14 protein-coding genes are annotated in these 14,554 nt (G+C 62.3%); 9 read left to right on the top strand and 5 right to left on the bottom strand.

Annotation, left to right across the window (positions count from 1 at the left end; all coding sequences use genetic code 11):
* Nucleotides 1–107: 107 nt before the first annotated feature.
* From HWN72_RS20265 to HWN72_RS20245, 5 genes are all read right to left on the bottom strand, one after another.
* Nucleotides 108–818 (bottom strand): ZIP family metal transporter, encoded by a 711-nt coding sequence (locus HWN72_RS20265; protein WP_248006179.1) that lies wholly within the window; start codon nucleotides 816–818, stop codon nucleotides 108–110.
* A gap of 68 nt (nucleotides 819–886) precedes the next feature.
* On the bottom strand, nucleotides 887–1,402 hold the full coding sequence (locus HWN72_RS20260; RefSeq protein ID WP_211151196.1) for a ferritin-like domain-containing protein: 516 nt from the start codon (nucleotides 1,400–1,402) through the stop codon (nucleotides 887–889).
* 12 nt (nucleotides 1,403–1,414) lie between these two features.
* Nucleotides 1,415–2,368, bottom strand: coding sequence for a manganese catalase family protein (locus tag HWN72_RS20255; RefSeq protein WP_211151195.1), 954 nt, complete (start codon nucleotides 2,366–2,368; stop codon nucleotides 1,415–1,417).
* A 252-nt stretch (nucleotides 2,369–2,620) separates the two neighbouring features.
* On the bottom strand, nucleotides 2,621–3,247 hold the full coding sequence (locus HWN72_RS20250) for a zinc-binding dehydrogenase (RefSeq protein ID WP_211151194.1): 627 nt from the start codon (nucleotides 3,245–3,247) through the stop codon (nucleotides 2,621–2,623).
* Between the two features lie 141 nt (nucleotides 3,248–3,388).
* A complete protein-coding gene (locus HWN72_RS20245) occupies nucleotides 3,389–3,673 on the bottom strand; it encodes an alcohol dehydrogenase catalytic domain-containing protein (RefSeq protein WP_211151193.1) in 285 nt (94 codons plus the stop codon).
* Between the two features lie 1,001 nt (nucleotides 3,674–4,674).
* On the opposite strand from HWN72_RS20245, the gene HWN72_RS20240 reads away from it, so the two are divergent.
* From HWN72_RS20240 to HWN72_RS20200, 9 genes are all read left to right on the top strand, one after another.
* Nucleotides 4,675–5,556, top strand: coding sequence for an NADH-quinone oxidoreductase subunit C (locus HWN72_RS20240; RefSeq protein WP_211151192.1), 882 nt, complete (start codon nucleotides 4,675–4,677; stop codon nucleotides 5,554–5,556).
* A 2-nt stretch (nucleotides 5,557–5,558) separates the two neighbouring features.
* The gene (locus tag HWN72_RS20235) at nucleotides 5,559–6,770 is read left to right on the top strand and encodes an NADH-quinone oxidoreductase subunit D (RefSeq protein WP_211151191.1); all 1,212 of its coding nucleotides are present in this window, start codon (nucleotides 5,559–5,561) and stop codon (nucleotides 6,768–6,770) included.
* A gap of 325 nt (nucleotides 6,771–7,095) precedes the next feature.
* A complete protein-coding gene (locus HWN72_RS20230) occupies nucleotides 7,096–8,106 on the top strand; it encodes a beta-propeller fold lactonase family protein (RefSeq protein WP_211151190.1) in 1,011 nt (336 codons plus the stop codon).
* A gap of 162 nt (nucleotides 8,107–8,268) precedes the next feature.
* On the top strand, nucleotides 8,269–9,120 hold the full coding sequence (locus HWN72_RS20225; protein ID WP_211151189.1) for an MBL fold metallo-hydrolase: 852 nt from the start codon (nucleotides 8,269–8,271) through the stop codon (nucleotides 9,118–9,120).
* A gap of 46 nt (nucleotides 9,121–9,166) precedes the next feature.
* The gene (locus tag HWN72_RS20220) at nucleotides 9,167–9,910 is read left to right on the top strand and encodes an SDR family NAD(P)-dependent oxidoreductase (RefSeq protein WP_211151188.1); all 744 of its coding nucleotides are present in this window, start codon (nucleotides 9,167–9,169) and stop codon (nucleotides 9,908–9,910) included.
* 227 nt (nucleotides 9,911–10,137) lie between these two features.
* Nucleotides 10,138–11,001: a glucose 1-dehydrogenase gene (locus tag HWN72_RS20215; protein WP_248006178.1), complete on the top strand. Its 864-nt coding sequence runs from the start codon at nucleotides 10,138–10,140 to the stop codon at nucleotides 10,999–11,001.
* Complete coding sequence (gene cyoA, locus HWN72_RS20210; RefSeq protein ID WP_289357253.1) at nucleotides 10,998–11,885, top strand: ubiquinol oxidase subunit II; 888 nt, start codon at nucleotides 10,998–11,000, stop codon at nucleotides 11,883–11,885. Before HWN72_RS20215 ends, cyoA begins: the two co-directional genes overlap by 4 nt.
* Nucleotides 11,882–13,894 carry a cbb3-type cytochrome c oxidase subunit I gene (locus HWN72_RS20205; RefSeq protein ID WP_211151187.1) on the top strand — a complete coding sequence of 671 codons (2,013 nt, stop codon included), beginning with the start codon at nucleotides 11,882–11,884 and terminating at the stop codon, nucleotides 13,892–13,894. Before cyoA ends, HWN72_RS20205 begins: the two co-directional genes overlap by 4 nt.
* Nucleotides 13,891–14,553 carry a cytochrome (ubi)quinol oxidase subunit III gene (locus HWN72_RS20200; RefSeq protein ID WP_211151186.1) on the top strand — a complete coding sequence of 221 codons (663 nt, stop codon included), beginning with the start codon at nucleotides 13,891–13,893 and terminating at the stop codon, nucleotides 14,551–14,553. Before HWN72_RS20205 ends, HWN72_RS20200 begins: the two co-directional genes overlap by 4 nt.
* Nucleotide 14,554 lies beyond the last annotated feature (1 nt).

The raw sequence follows: 14,554 nt of genomic DNA, 5'->3' as shown, positions 1-14,554 counted from the left end.
CCGCGTGCGGCTCGGGTCCCAGGCACCTTCGGTTACGGTCCTGCACATCGCGCCTGCGCCTGTACCGCGCGCAGGCGGCGCGTCGAAACGCCTCGTCCGAATAACCTTCAACCCAGCGCAGTATCGAGGAACAGCATCAAACCCAGGCCGAGGAAAAACCCCTTCGTCCCCAGCGCGGTGGCGCCACGCTCCTTGAGATCGGGAATGATCTGCGCCACGACGATGTACAGCATCGCCCCTGCCGCCAGGGCAAGCCCCGCCGGCAGCAGCACCTTTGCGGCGGTGACGAGGCAAGCCGCTGCAAGGCCCGCAAGCGGTTCCACCAGGCCGGACGCCAGCCCTCCCAGCGCGGCGCCGGTGCGGCCGTACCCTATGGTCGCTAGCGCGCCGGCCACAGCAAGGCCTTCCGGGACGTTCTGGATACCGATGCCCAGCGCGGTCGGCATGCCGGATGTGAAAGTGCCGTCAGCAAAGCTGAGGCCCACAGCCGCACCTTCGGGAAAATTGTGCAAAGTGATCGCAATGATCATCAACCAGGTTGAGCGGTTGCGGTCATTGACCAGGCTTCCCCGGCTTCCCGAGATTGCGCCAAGCGGCGGCAACGAGGCATTAAGCCAGGCCAGCCCTGAGGCCCCGGCAAGCACGCCTGCCGTCACCAGCGACGAGCGCGTCAAGCGACCAAGCCCCTGATCACCTGCGGAAGCAAGCGCCGGAACGATCAACGAAAAGAACGATGCCGCCAGCATGACGCCGGCAGCAAAGCCCAATAACGCGGAGGCGTCGGTTTCGCGCAGACGGCCGCGAACCAGGATCGGCAAGACGCCGATCCCGGTCGCCAGGCCGGCTGCAAGGCTGCCCAGAAACCCAGCCACAACAGCTGAGCCCATTAGTGGCTGGCCTGTTCGCCACCGGCCCTGCGGTCCAGGTACTTGTTGACGACGATCGGCAGCGTCTCGTCCAGGAATGCGGCCATCGCCAGTTCCTCGGCCAATGTCTCGCGCAGCAGCGGCACCGCCTCCTGGTAGCCGCCCCTCTCGGCGATGATGATCAAAGCCTTGTAGCTCGCCACCTCGAAGTTCTCGAAGGCAAAGTTGGCGAAGCTGTTCTTCAGGATCTCGTCCGCCGCGAACGTATGGCCCAGCGCCGCGAGAGTACCGCTCAGGGACGCTGCCACGTCCTTAAGCGCGGAATGGCTTTCGCCGAGGCTGTCCAGGATCGTTTCCAGCCTTTCGATCTGCCTTTCGGTTTCACCACGATGGCTGCGCAACTGGACTTCCACGTCCGCGTATTCAGCCAGATGTTCGATCTGCCGGTCGAGCAGCGAAAGCGCCTGGTGTTCCAAGGCGTGCGCGTTGCGCAGACCAGTGACGAACTCGTGTCGGATTGCGTCTTCTGCTACCATTGCAAAGGGTCCTTAAGCTGTTTTCGCGGCAGCGATCGCGGCCGCTTCCTGAATGTCCTGGGCAGCGCCGAAGTCGCGGTCCGAGACCTTGCCGGCCCCGGGTCCGGCGCCCAGTTCCGTGCCGGTGAGAGGGTCCGCGTTCGGGTCGGATTTAAGCCGCGACATCAGCGCTGCCGTCGTCTCGGTCTCGGCATCCGTCAGGCCGACTTCTGGCAGGCCTTCACCGCCACCGAACGGCAGGCGGGCCTCGATATCGTCAACCTTTTCCCACTGTTCGCCGGTGTTCCAGGGACCAAGCGCATCGCCTTCGCCTTGCGACGTGTTGACATACATATCGGTATAAGGCGCAACGCCCGGAAGCTTCCCGGGAGGGAAATTCTCGCGGATGGAATAAAGGGCTTTCTCGAAACTTTTCTGGTGCGCGATCTCGCGGGTCATCAAAAAGCCCAGCGCTTCCTTGACGCCGGGATCATCGGTAACATTGATCAAGCGTTCATAGATAATCTTGGCCCGGCTTTCGGCGGCGATGTTGGAACGCAGATCGCAGGTCGGATCACCGCGACTGTCGACGTAAGCGGCGGTCCATGGCACGCCAGAACTGTTGGTCAACGCCGGCCCGCCGCCATACAGCAGGGACTGGGTGTGGCTGTCTCCGCCCGCGTTCATCTTCATGAACAGCTCTGCCTCCTCGATGTTGGCTTCGGAGAGTTCGCCCTTGACGCCCTTGTTGAGCATTGCGACGATGGAACCGATCACCTCCAGATGGCTCAACTCTTCCGTGGCGATGTCGAGCAGCATGTCCTTGCGACCCGGATCGACTTCACCCAAGCCTTGCGTGAAGTAGCGCATTGCAGCTGCCAGTTCTCCATCTGGGCCGCCGAACTGTTCAAGCAACATGGATGCAAGCACCGGATTGGTTTCAGATACCCGGACTGTGTATTGTAAACGCTTGTTATGCATGAACATTTTCTTCTCCATCTCGTTCTTGGCATCTTCGCTGATTCATCATTGCGTCAATGGATTGGAAAAGGGCCTCGTTCCTGATATCTTCGATCCACCAACATGGATCGATAAGATTGTCGACGCCTCTACTTTGCGGAGGCAAAAGCACAGTCGGGATCGGCGCGGCGTGCAGGAAACGTACCTGGTTCGCCTGATTATCAAGTCCGAAACGCATCTTGCGGTGACGGCCCCGGCACGTACGATCCCAGTTGGTCGTCAAATCGTGATTGCCACGAAGACCGCGCCCGTCTCCTCCTTGGCGGCGGCGGCCTCGAACGCTTCATTGATCCGATCCAACGTAAAGCGGTGGGTGATCAGCTTCGCCGCTTCTAGCTTTCCGTTTGCCAGTAGCTCCAGCACCGTGCCCTGTTCAGGATAGATGTCATGCAACGCAAAGCTGGCGCTTGGCAGGATCTGTATTTCGGACATCTGGATGCGTTGCCATTCGAGCGGGATGGCAACTTCGCCGTCGTCGAATCCACCGACAACCACTACTTTGCCGCCACGACGAACGATCTTTGTCGCCAATGGCAGTGTCTCGGGCATGGATTCGCCCCCGGCACACTCGAAGACGATGTCGGCACCCCGATTGCCGGTGAACTCCATGACCTGTTCGGCCACCCGTTCGGGCGGACCGCTTACCGTCACCGCCGCGCCCAGTTCGCGTGCGATCGCAAGCGCACTGTCGACCGGATCCGTGATCAGAACGTCGGCGCCACTCAGCCGCGCAAGCTGCAATTGCCCTAAGCCAATCGGCCCGGCGCCGATGATCGCAACCTTGTCGTTGACGCCGGCTCCGCCAATGTGGTGGGCATGGAGGCACACAGAGAAGGTATCGATCAACGCCGCTTCCTCGAAGCTGACGTGATCCGGCAGTTTATAGAACTTTTTCTCTGGTCCACAGACGAACTCACCATAAGCGCGTGAGACGAATTTGGTCCGCACTTCGTACAGGTGCTCGCAGATATTATAACGCTGGGCATTTCAGTACACGCAAACGCCATCCCCCATGACCGTCTCGATCACGACTCGATCGCCGGGTTTGAGGTTGACCACATCTGAGCCGACCTCGACGACTTCACCCGCGAGTTCATGACCGACGATATGGCGTTCCAGATCCGGCTCCGCCTTCGCCCAGTGCCGAAGGTCGGTGCCGCAGATGCCGGCAACCCGCACTCGGGCGAGAACGTAATCGCTGGCCGGGATGATCGGCCGGTCGACTTCGGTTACCACAAACCTGCCGTCGGCGGTCTTCAGAGCGGCTTTCATCGGTTCACTCCCGGATCAGATCATGCGACCGCCGAATGCTGTTTCGCAACGGATGTGCGTTAAGCCGTGGAAGATCGCGACCCGGCCAAAGTTCCCGTTGCGGCGGCCATCCTGACTTCGATTAGGAACTGCAGCAGCAGATGCGGCAGCCGGCCGCTACCGTTGCTTTACGTTAGATCAAAGGAACCTTTGGACCGCCCCCCGCACTCAGGAGTGTCGTTCGGAAAGAACGCGTTGGAGAGAGGTTTATCATGAACATACGTACATTAATGCTTGCCGCAGCCTGCGTCGCGGCGCCGAGCGCTGCATTCGCGCTGACCGATACGGCTCAGCAATCGTCAGGAACTTCGCAATCGTCGACCAGCGGCTCGACCAGCGGCAGCAGATCCAACGATCCACAGGACATCGGCCGATCGACCAACGGCCCCAATGGCACCAACACCGACGCTCGCGAAAGCACCCAGCGCGAGAAGGCCGGCAAACGCGGTGACCGGCGGAAAGGTACGCCGCCGTCCGGCAATAGCGGCACAACCGGGAATACCGGAACCCCTGGAACGTCTGGAACGTCTGGAACGTCTGGAGCATCCGGGACCCCTGGAACGTCCGGAACATCCAGCACGCCTGGGAACCCCGGCGGCGTGGGCACCGTTACCGGCACGGCACGCGGTGCCGGAACCTCTGGCACTTCAGCGAGTGCCGGAGGCGATATGGGTTCGTCCGATACTGGCGGTTCCACACCGTGATCCCCGGGGATCGCCGCCGCTGTCGCAAACCCCGACATGGCTGAACGGTGAACCGGCACGGCTGCTCGCCTCAGGCGAGCGCCGGGCCGCCATCGCGCGGCGGATCGACTTACCTCGCGGCTGGACCCGTGCGGTCAGCGCAACCTTTGATCCAGATTGCCGTGGCGCAACTTCGGCCTGGCATTGCCGTTATCGGGCGAGCGGCGCCGAAGTGGATCAAGGCGCGCTTCAAGGCCGTGCGCGAAAGGAAGATACCTCATGATCGTTCTTCATTCAGCACCCAGGTTCAGTTCGAACGAGGGGGTGCGCGATAAACTGGTAGCAGCGCTTGGCGCGATGGTCACGCACGCCCAGGAGGAAAACGGCGAAATCGTGCTGACCGTTGCGCGCGCGCAGATTGCCACCGCCTTGCGCATCATCCGTGACGAACACGCCTACCAGCAACTGATGGACATCGCCGGCGTCGATTATCCCGCGCGCGCAGAGCGTTTCGAAGTCGTCTACATGCTGCTCTCGGTCACCCGGAACCATCGCCTGATCGTGAAGGTCGCCGCGTCGGAAACGACTGCGGTGCCGACCGTCACGACACTGTGGCCAAACGCAGGCTGGCTGGAGCGCGAGGTATTCGACATGTACGGCGTAATCTTCGCCGGCAACCCCGATCTGCGGCGCATCCTCACGGACTACGGTTTCGAGGGCCACCCGTTTCGAAAGGATTTTCCGCTCACCGGCTATGTCGAACTGCGCTATTCGAAAGAAGACCAGCGGGTGGTCTACGAGCCTGTCGATCTGCAGCAGGACTTGCGCACCTTCGACTTCATGAGCCCCTGGGAGGGCGCGGACTACGTGCTGCCTGGCGACGAGAAGGCAGCGCCTTCCCCCGCCATGACGCCCAAGACGACCGACGCTCCGAAGGACACCGGCGCTGGTGAGGCCACCGACCGGCAAGCGGCTCATAAAGTGGCATCGGCAGCAAGGACAGGCACGATCGCGGGCCAGGGCCTGGGCGACCCGGTTCAGGAAGAACTGGACAAAGACGCGCCGGGAGCACCCAACCCGACCGGCGCCCGGCCGGACCGAGGTCCTACCGGCGGCGCCAACGCCCGGGAAGGCTCCGGCCCGGCTCCGGAGGGAAGCTGACAATGAGCATGCAGTTCGAACATTCGCCGACCACCGGCGACGACGTCATCACCAACTACACGATCAATTTCGGGCCGCAGCACCCGGCCGCGCATGGCGTGCTGCGGCTGGTCATGGAACTGGACGGAGAGATCATCCAGCGCGTCGATCCCCATATCGGCCTGCTCCATCGCGGCACCGAAAAGCTGATCGAGCACAAGACCTATCTACAGGCCCTGCCCTATTTCGATCGCCTCGACTATTGTTCGCCGATGGCGATGGAGCATTCCTATGTTCTTGCCATCGAAAAGCTCGTAAACATTGAAGTGCCGATCCGCGCGCAGTACCTGCGCGTGTTCTTTGCGGAGCTGACCCGCATCAAAAACCACATGCTCAACCTCGGTTCGCACATCATGGATGTGGGCGCCATGACCCCGAACCTGTGGCTCTTCGAACTGCGCGAAGACTGCATGAACTTCTACGAGCGCGCCTCTGGAGCGCGCATGCATGCGGCGTGGTTCCGCCCCGGCGGTGTCCATGAAGACGTGCCGCTGAGGCTGCTGACCGACATCGGCGACTGGCTGGACAAGCGGCTGCCCCGCCTGTTCGAGGATGCGATGAGCCTCGTGGTGGATAACCGCATCTTCAAGCAGCGCAATGTCGATGTCGCCATCGTCTCCCAGGAGGATGCGCTGGCCTGGGCGTTCTCGGGTCCGATGATCCGCGCGGCCGGCCTCCCCTGGGACTTGCGGAAGTCGCAGCCTTACGATGTCTACGAACGCATGGAATTCGACATACCCATAGGGACCAACGGCGATTGTTACGACCGATTCATGGTTCGCGTCGAAGAAGTGCGCCAGTCTGCCAGGATCATGAAGCAATGCCTGGACGAGATGCCGGCCGGGCCGATTTCGTCGGATGATCGAAAGATATTCCCACCCAAGCGCGCTGAGATGAAGACATCCATGGAAGCGCTGATCCATCACTTCAAGCTGTACACCGAAGGCTTTCATGTCCCTGCCGGGGCGGTCTATGTCGCCACCGAGAGCCCGAAGGGCGAGTTTGGGGTGTATCTGATTTCCGATGGCTCGAACAAGCCGTACCGCTGCAAGATCCGTCCTACCGCGTTCTCCCATCTCCAGGCGATGGATTTCATGTCGAGAGGACACATGCTGCCGGACGCCACGGCAATCCTGGGCGCGATGGATATAGTATTCGGTGAATGCGACCGTTGATCCGTATGAAATAAGATGCGTTCAGTAAGGCAGTGCGCCTTTTGCATACGATCGATCGATTCGATATTGATCCTGTTGATATTGCCGCGCTCGATCAGCGATTATTGATCATCATCACTCATGAGAGGCAGACTTGCCGGTGATAGCCGCATCACTGGTTGGGGCGCGGGTTCAGTTTGCCCTGCCCACGCCCCCTTTTTCATTTCGTCATCAGAAGCCTGGCGCCCCACCACCACGTTCCAAGGAACCCGAACGATGTCAGACTGCCACGCGCGTCGAACGGCAACGAACACTTTCCTGCCACGCGATCCGGCGTGACCGCCCAATGTACTGGATAGGCACATACAGCGCACGCGGAAGCGGATTTTGCCCGATCATAGCGCGGGATCGAACGCTGCACTTGGGCGAGCCCGAACCGGCGATCGCGAATGCCTCGTTCGCGGTGTGGTCGCCCGGGCACCGGATCGCCTACGTAGTCAACGAAACCGAGCAGGGCCGCATTGCCGCCTGGAAGCGCACCCATGGATCCTGGGCTCTGATCGGAGAGGTTTCGAGCGGCGGCGCCAGCCCTTGCTACCTGTCACTATCGCCCGAAGGCCGCTGCCTCGCGGTCGCCAACTATGCCGATGGTGCGTTGAGTATCGTGCCGATCGACTCGCATACCGGCGCCGTCTGCGAATTGTCGGATCGCTATCGGCCCGACGCGCGCCTCAAGGACGCGGACGCCGATCTCGAACGGCAGGACGGTCCGCACGCGCACTGCGCAATTTTCGCAGATGATGGACAAACCATCTATCACGTAGACCTAAGCCTCGACCGCGTGTTTCGCCATCGCCTGGAGGGCGGCCGGATCACCTTTTCCGACATAGCGTTCGAAACACCCCGGGGATTTGGTCCCCGGCATCTCCTGTTTCATCCAGACAACGTGCATGCTGTGCTGCTGTGCGAACTGGCTGCGGCACTGTTCCTTCTCCGTCGCGAGGGGGGTGTACTGACGTTTCTCGACTGCGTATCGACCTCGCCCGAGCCTTGCGCGGACGGCAATCTGGGCGGGCACATCGCCATTGCTGGCGATGGCGCTGTCCTCGTCAGCAACAGGGGGCACGACAGCATCGTCCGATTTCGGGTGGTGGAAGGCCGGCTGGCGATGTCCGGCTGGTGGCTCACGGGCAGTTCGTCACCGCGTCACTTTGTTGCCAATGGCGACGCCGCTCTTGTCGCGCACGAGCAGGGCGGCATGGTAACGCGGGTGGCACTTTCAGAGCCGGGCGGCGCGATGGAACGGATCGAAGTGCCCGGCGCTGCGTTCGTCTTGGCAACGTCGAACCGGCCGTGATGCGATGAGTGTCCCGGCAGCCGTTCCGCGGCCATCCAGGGGCAAAGATCGTCTCCCGCAGGCTATGCCGGCGTCGGGGTCGCGCGGGGCAAGTGACCGATCAAAGTCCTATCATGCATCTATTCGGGGCAACCCGATTGTGCCTTGCCGCCCTTAGTTTCCATGCACATTCACCACCTCAACTGCGGAACGGACTGCCCGTTGGGCGGTTCCCTCTTCGATGGCCGCAGCCGGGGCCTGACGGGAAAGCTCATCTGTCATTGCCTGCTCATTGAAACGGATGGGCATGGACTGGTGCTCGTGGATACCGGGTACGGCTTGCGTGATGTCGCTGATCCGCACCGCCCACCTCATCCCCGCATCACACGTACGATGCGCGCGCTGCTGAACATCCGTCTTCGGCAAGAGGACACCGCTCTTCGCCAGATAGAAGCGCTCGGTTTCCGCTCGCAGGACGTGCGCCACATCGTCTTGACGCACCTCGACTTCGATCACGCCGGGGGTCTCGAGGATTTCCCGCAGGCGCGTGTCCACGTGATGGACAAGGAATGGACAAGCGCCACCGCTCCGAAAACCGGCTTCGTCAGTCAGAACCGCTACCGGCCATCGCAATTCGACGAGGTCCGCGCGTGGTGCCGCTATGGGGCGACCGGCGAGGCATGGTTCGGCTTCGATGCGGTGAGGGATCTCGATGGCCTACCCCCGGAAATCCTGATGGTGCCGCTGCCCGGCCATACCTGGGGCCATGCCGGCGTGGCGATCCAGCGACCCGAAGGCTGGCTGCTTCACGCCGGCGACGCCTATTTCTATCACGGTGAAATGCGCAGCGCGAAGCGTCGCTGCACGCCGGGGCTGCGCGGCTATCAGACGATGATGGAAGTCAGCCGGGAACTGCGCCTGACGAACCAGGAACGCCTGCGAGCCCTGTCCGTCGCACGGCGCAAGGACCTGAAGATACTATGCGCACACGACGTCGTGGAATTCGAACACGCGGCGACTGGAAACCCGCTGTGACAGCGCAATTCTTATCCGCGCCGCAGCCTGATCATCGGGATGAACCATGACTGTCGAACACACCGAGCTTGCCGGAAAGCGGATACTGCTGACGGGCGGCACTACCGGCATAGGGCGCGCGGCGCTCCAGCTTCTCGCTCGCGAAGGCGCCCGGGTGGTGACGTTCGGGCGACATGAACCGGACCTTGGGGATGCCTTGGCCATCGCTCGCGAGCAGAGCGGCGAAGTGATCGGGCTCACGGCGGACGCGTCCTCGAAGGAGGACATCGATCGCGTGTTCGCGGCGGTGGACGAAGAACTTGGAGGGATCGACATCCTAATCGCCTCTGCCGCGCTGGGCGCAAAACCGGTACACCAGATGACGGATGCGGACTGGCGCTACGTCGTCGAAACCAACCTGATCGGCTATATCGCCTGTGCCCGCGAAGCCGTTATGCGGATGCAGGCGCAAGGATCAGGCCACCTGCTGTTCATCGGTTCGATCAGCACCGAGATCAAGGCAGTCGGCGAAAGCGTCTACTCCGCAACCAAGGCCGGCATCCAGGCATTCGCCGAGACGCTGCGCAAGGAAGTGGAGGAGGACAACATCCGCGTCAGCATCATTCAGCCCGGTTCGGTCGATACCGACATGCAGGAGGCGAGTGACGAGGAAAAGCGCCAGGCCGTCTCTCGCCACCAGATGCTCCAGGCGGCCGAGATTGCTGAAGCCATCGCATTTGTCCTCACCCGCTCGGCGGCATGCGACGTCGTCAACCTGCGCATCGAACCGCGCCTGCAGAAGACGGCCTGAACCGATGGATCCGGCACGGCCCGACGGTGCAGCGCCTTGCGTGCCACCTGCCGCCGCAAAACCGCTGCGCAGCTGTCGTTCGGCCGAGGGCGGCTGGTCGCCCCGGCAATATATAAAGCTATGTTAGTCGCCCGGACCCCAGACAAGCCAGCTTCGTTCAAGCTGCAGCCGGTTGAGGCCCTTCCTGCACGCTGCGATCACCTGACATCAGAACGGAGCTTTCCTTCATGGACACCACGAACGACATGCAGCCGCCCCTTTCCGAACAGCAGCAGCAGCCGCCTGGACTGACGGGCGAGATGGATCCGGTGCCCGACCACGGCGAAGACAGCTACGAGGGGCACGGCCGCCTGCAGGACAAGAAGGTGATCATCACCGGCGGCGACAGCGGCATAGGGCGCGCCGTTGCCATCGCCTTTGCCCGTGAGGGCGCGGACATCCTCATCGCCTACCTCAACGAGGATGAGGACGCGGCGACGACCGCCAGCCTGATTGAGGCAGCGGGCCGCAAGGCGGTGCTGATCGCGGGCGATATCGGCGATTCCGCACATTGCCGGGCCATCGTTGAACGGGCGGTAGAGGAACTGGGCGGTGTCGATGTGCTCGTCAACAATGCGGCCCATCAAATGACATTCGAAGACATTGCCGACATTCCCGACGAGGAATGGGACAGAACCTTCCGCACGAACATCCATGCAATGTTCTACCTGGCGAAAGCGGTGGTCGGTCACATGAAGCCGGGCGCCTCGATCATCAACACGACGTCGGTCAACGCCGATATGCCCAAACAGACACTGCTCCCTTATGCGACGACGAAGGGCGCCATCCAGAATTTCACCGGCGGCCTGGCACAGATGCTCATGCCCAAGGGCATCCGCGTGAACTGCGTTGCGCCGGGCCCGGTCTGGACGCCCTTGATCCCGGCCACCATGCCGCCCGATCAGGTGAAGACATTCGGAGCCAGCTACCCCATCGGCCGCCCCGCCCAGCCCCGGGAACTTGCCCCCGCCTATGTCATGCTCGCCAGTGACGAAGCCAGCTACGTCTCGGGCGCCACGATCGCCGTCACCGGCGGCAAGCCCATCCTGTGAACCGCGCCCTGCCCGGCCGGTTCCTGCACCTCGCATCGGCGCTGCTTGCCGGCTGCGGCTCACATTCGGTACTTTCTCCCGGCGGTCCAATCGCCGCCGGCAACCGGCAGATCATGCTGGACGCGCTCGGAATCATGTTGGCCATCGTCGTGCCCACGATGATCGCGTCTGTCTGGTTCGCATGGTGGTTCCGCGCCGGCAATCCCCGCGCGCGCTACAAGCCGAGCTTCGTCTATTCGGGACGTATCGAGATGATCGTCTGGTCGATCCCCATCCTGGTCATCCTGTTTCTTGGCGGGGTGATCTACATCGGGAGCCATGATCTCGACCCGGCCCGCCCGATCGCGTCGACCCACGAAACAGTCGAAGTTCAAGTGGTCTCGCTCGACTGGAAATGGCTGTTCATATATCCCCGCGAGGGGGTGGCGAGCGTCAACCGGCTGGTTGTTCCCGCCGGGGTTCCGGTGCGGTTCCGTCTGACGTCGGCGAGCGTCATGAACGTCTTTTTCGTGCCGCGGCTGGGCACCATGATCTATGCCATGAACGGCATGGAGACAAAGCTGCATCTCATGGCCGACAAGCCGGAGCAGTTCTACGGCCAGTCCGCGCATTTCAGTGGCGACGGATTTCCCGGCATGAAGTTCACCGTCCATGCACTGCCTCCCGATCGTTTCGCGCAGTGGTCGAAAGGGGTTCGCGGCAACCGCCTGGATGCCGCCGCCTATGCGCGCCTGGCGCGACAAAGCAGCGACGTTCCGGCATTCGACTACAGTTCGGTCGTCCCGGGCCTGTTCGACGGTATCGTCTCCCACCGAATTGCCCCCGCCGCCGGGCCCGGTGAAGGACGCGGTGGCCCGGGCGTGTCGCCGGAGCCACTGTCATGACTATCCTTGGGAAGCTCGACTGGTCCGCCGTGCCGTTCGACCAGCCCATCCCGCTGATCGCGGCGGGCATCGTCATATTCGCCATCCTCGCCCTTGTCGCATGGGTCACCGTGAAAGGGCACTGGCACTATCTATGGTCGGAATGGATTACCTCGGTCGACCACAAGCGTATCGGCGTCATGTACGTGATGCTCGGCATAGCGATGCTGCTGCGCGGGTTCATCGACGCGATCATGATGCGCAGCCAGCAGGCGATGACCGTGGGCGGCGGACAGGGCTATCTTCCGCCCGAGCACTACGACCAGATCTTTTCCGCGCATGGCACGATCATGATCTTCTTCGGGGCCATGCCCTTCGTGATCGGGTTGATGAACTTCGCGGTGCCGCTGCAGCTTGGCGTGCGCGACGTGGCGTTCCCGACGCTCAATTCCACCAGCTTCTGGCTGACGGCCGCAGGCGCGCTGCTGGTCAACGTCAGCCTGATGATCGGTGAATTCTCCCGCGCGGGGTGGCTGCCTTATGCGCCGCTCAGCGAAAAGACCTATTCGCCCGGCGTCGGCGTCGACTATTATCTATGGGCGGTGCAGATCTCGGGCGTCGGCACGCTGATGAGCGGCATCAACCTGGTGGCCACCATCCTCAAGATGCGGGCGCCGGGCATGAGTTACCTGCGCATGCCGATGTTCTGCTGGACATCGCTAGGCGCCAATATGCTGATCGTCGCCGCTTTCCCGATCCTGACGGCGACGCTGTCGATGCTGACCCTGGACCGCTACTTCGGCTTCCACTTCTTCACCAACGAGGCGGGCGGCAACCAGATGATGTTCGTCAACCTCATCTGGGCATGGGGCCATCCCGAGGTCTACATCCTGATCCTGCCGGCATTCGGCATTTTCTCCGAGGTCTTCTCGACCTTCTCGTCCAAGCCACTATTCGGCTATCGTTCGATGGTGGCGGCGACGCTGTTCATCGTCGTCGTGTCGTTCCTTGTATGGCTGCACCACTTCTTCACGATGGGCGCAGGAGCGGACGTCAATGCCGCCTTCGGCATCGCCACGAGTGTGATCGCGGTGGGTACGGGCGTGAAGGTCTATAACTGGATCTTCACCATGTACGGAGGACGCCTGCGGTTCGCCACCCCGATGATGTGGGGCATGGGCTTTCTGCTGACATTCGTGGTCGGTGGAATGACCGGGGTGCTCCTGGCCATTCCGCCTGCGGATTTTGTCCTGCACAACTCGATGTTCCTTGTCGCGCACTTCCACAATGTCATCATCTCCGGCGTCGTTTTCGGGGCCTTCGCCGGATATACCTACTGGTTCCCCAAGGCCTTCGGCTTCCTTCTCGACGAGTTTTGGGGCCACATCGCGTTTTGGCTCACGATCGCCGGGTTCGTGATCGTCTTCGGCGCGCTTTACGTCGCAGGGCTTGATGGCATGACCCGCAGGCTTCAGCGCGTTCCGGTCGAGGAATGGGGCATCTGGATGCACATCGCGTTGGCCGGGGCCGGCGTGATGATCCTGGGCGTGCTGGCGCAGATCATCCAGCTGGTCGTCTCGATCCGCCGCCGCGAAGCACTGCGCGACGTGACGGGCGATCCATGGGATGGTCGCTCGCTCGAATGGTCGACCCCCTCGCCGGCACCACCCTTCAACTTCGCGGTCCTGCCGCAGGTGCACGGCGAGGAGCCCTACTGGACCATCAAGCAGGCTGCGATCGAAACCCAGCGGCTTGGACCCGAACCGCGATACGATCCCATCCACATGCCGAAAAATAGCCCGACCGGCGTGGTCACCGCGTTCTTCGCCAGCGCGATCGGCTTCGCACTGGTCTGGGAAATCTGGTGGCTTGCGACGATCGGCTTCGTCGGAGCCTATGCCACCTTCGTGATCTTCGCTTGGCGCACCGTTCACGAATACGAAATTCCGCCCGACGAAGTGGCGCGGATCGACGGGGCACGCCGCTCGGCCAGGCACGCCTGGCTCCGACGGGAGGAGCAGAACGCATGAGTTCTCCCAACGCACCCGGCACCCCCGCGCATGATGTCTATGCCCTGGGCCGTCACCAATCGAATCCGACCGTAACCGGACATGGCGAAGGCGGACCGTCATCCCCCCGCACGATCGTTGGCTATGGCTTCTGGATCTACCTGCTGAGCGACATCGTCATGTTCTCCGCCTTTTTCGCGGCCTATGCCGTGCTGGCGGATGAACATGCCGGCGGTCCCGGCCAGCGCGAGCTGTTCGGCCAGGGCCGCGTCGCGCTGGAAACAGCGGTGCTGCTGCTGTCCAGCTTCACCTGTGGCATGGCCAGCGCCGCCGCCGATCGCAAGGCGATCATGTGGACGCAGGGATGGCAGCTGGCCACCGGCATCCTGGGCGCCGCATTTCTTGCGCTCGAAGTTCAGGAATTCGCGATCATGGCATCCGAAGGGGCCGGCCCACAGCGCAGCGCCTTCCTTTCAGCCTTCTTCGCGCTCGTCGGTCTGCATGGCCTGCATATCGCCGTGGGGCTGCTCTGGCTCGGCACGATGATGGCGCAGCTCGGCGCGAAGGGGTTTCAACCCACGGTCCTGCGCCGGATGATGTGCTTCAATCTGTTCTGGCACGCGCTCGACATCATCTGGGTAGGGCTGTTCACCATCGTCTATCTGATCGGGATAACCTGAC

Origin of the sequence: Novosphingobium sp. HR1a (genome assembly GCF_015594425.1) — a bacterium.
Lineage (GTDB): Bacteria > Pseudomonadota > Alphaproteobacteria > Sphingomonadales > Sphingomonadaceae > Novosphingobium > Novosphingobium resinovorum_A.
This window is presented reverse-complemented; position numbering and strand designations above follow the sequence as displayed.

Coding starts and splice junctions, on each gene's coding strand:
- HWN72_RS20200 (WP_211151186.1), top strand. CDS start 13,891: ATGAGTTCTCCCAACGCACCCGGCACCCCCGCGCATGATGTCTATGCC.
- HWN72_RS20215 (WP_248006178.1), top strand. CDS start 10,138: ATGGACACCACGAACGACATGCAGCCGCCCCTTTCCGAACAGCAGCAG.
- HWN72_RS20205 (WP_211151187.1), top strand. CDS start 11,882: ATGACTATCCTTGGGAAGCTCGACTGGTCCGCCGTGCCGTTCGACCAG.
- HWN72_RS20255 (WP_211151195.1), bottom strand. CDS start 2,368: ATGTTCATGCATAACAAGCGTTTACAATACACAGTCCGGGTATCTGAA.
- HWN72_RS20245 (WP_211151193.1), bottom strand. CDS start 3,673: ATGAAAGCCGCTCTGAAGACCGCCGACGGCAGGTTTGTGGTAACCGAA.
- HWN72_RS20235 (WP_211151191.1), top strand. CDS start 5,559: ATGAGCATGCAGTTCGAACATTCGCCGACCACCGGCGACGACGTCATC.
- HWN72_RS20225 (WP_211151189.1), top strand. CDS start 8,269: ATGCACATTCACCACCTCAACTGCGGAACGGACTGCCCGTTGGGCGGT.
- HWN72_RS20230 (WP_211151190.1), top strand. CDS start 7,096: ATGTACTGGATAGGCACATACAGCGCACGCGGAAGCGGATTTTGCCCG.
- HWN72_RS20240 (WP_211151192.1), top strand. CDS start 4,675: ATGATCGTTCTTCATTCAGCACCCAGGTTCAGTTCGAACGAGGGGGTG.
- HWN72_RS20260 (WP_211151196.1), bottom strand. CDS start 1,402: ATGGTAGCAGAAGACGCAATCCGACACGAGTTCGTCACTGGTCTGCGC.
- HWN72_RS20220 (WP_211151188.1), top strand. CDS start 9,167: ATGACTGTCGAACACACCGAGCTTGCCGGAAAGCGGATACTGCTGACG.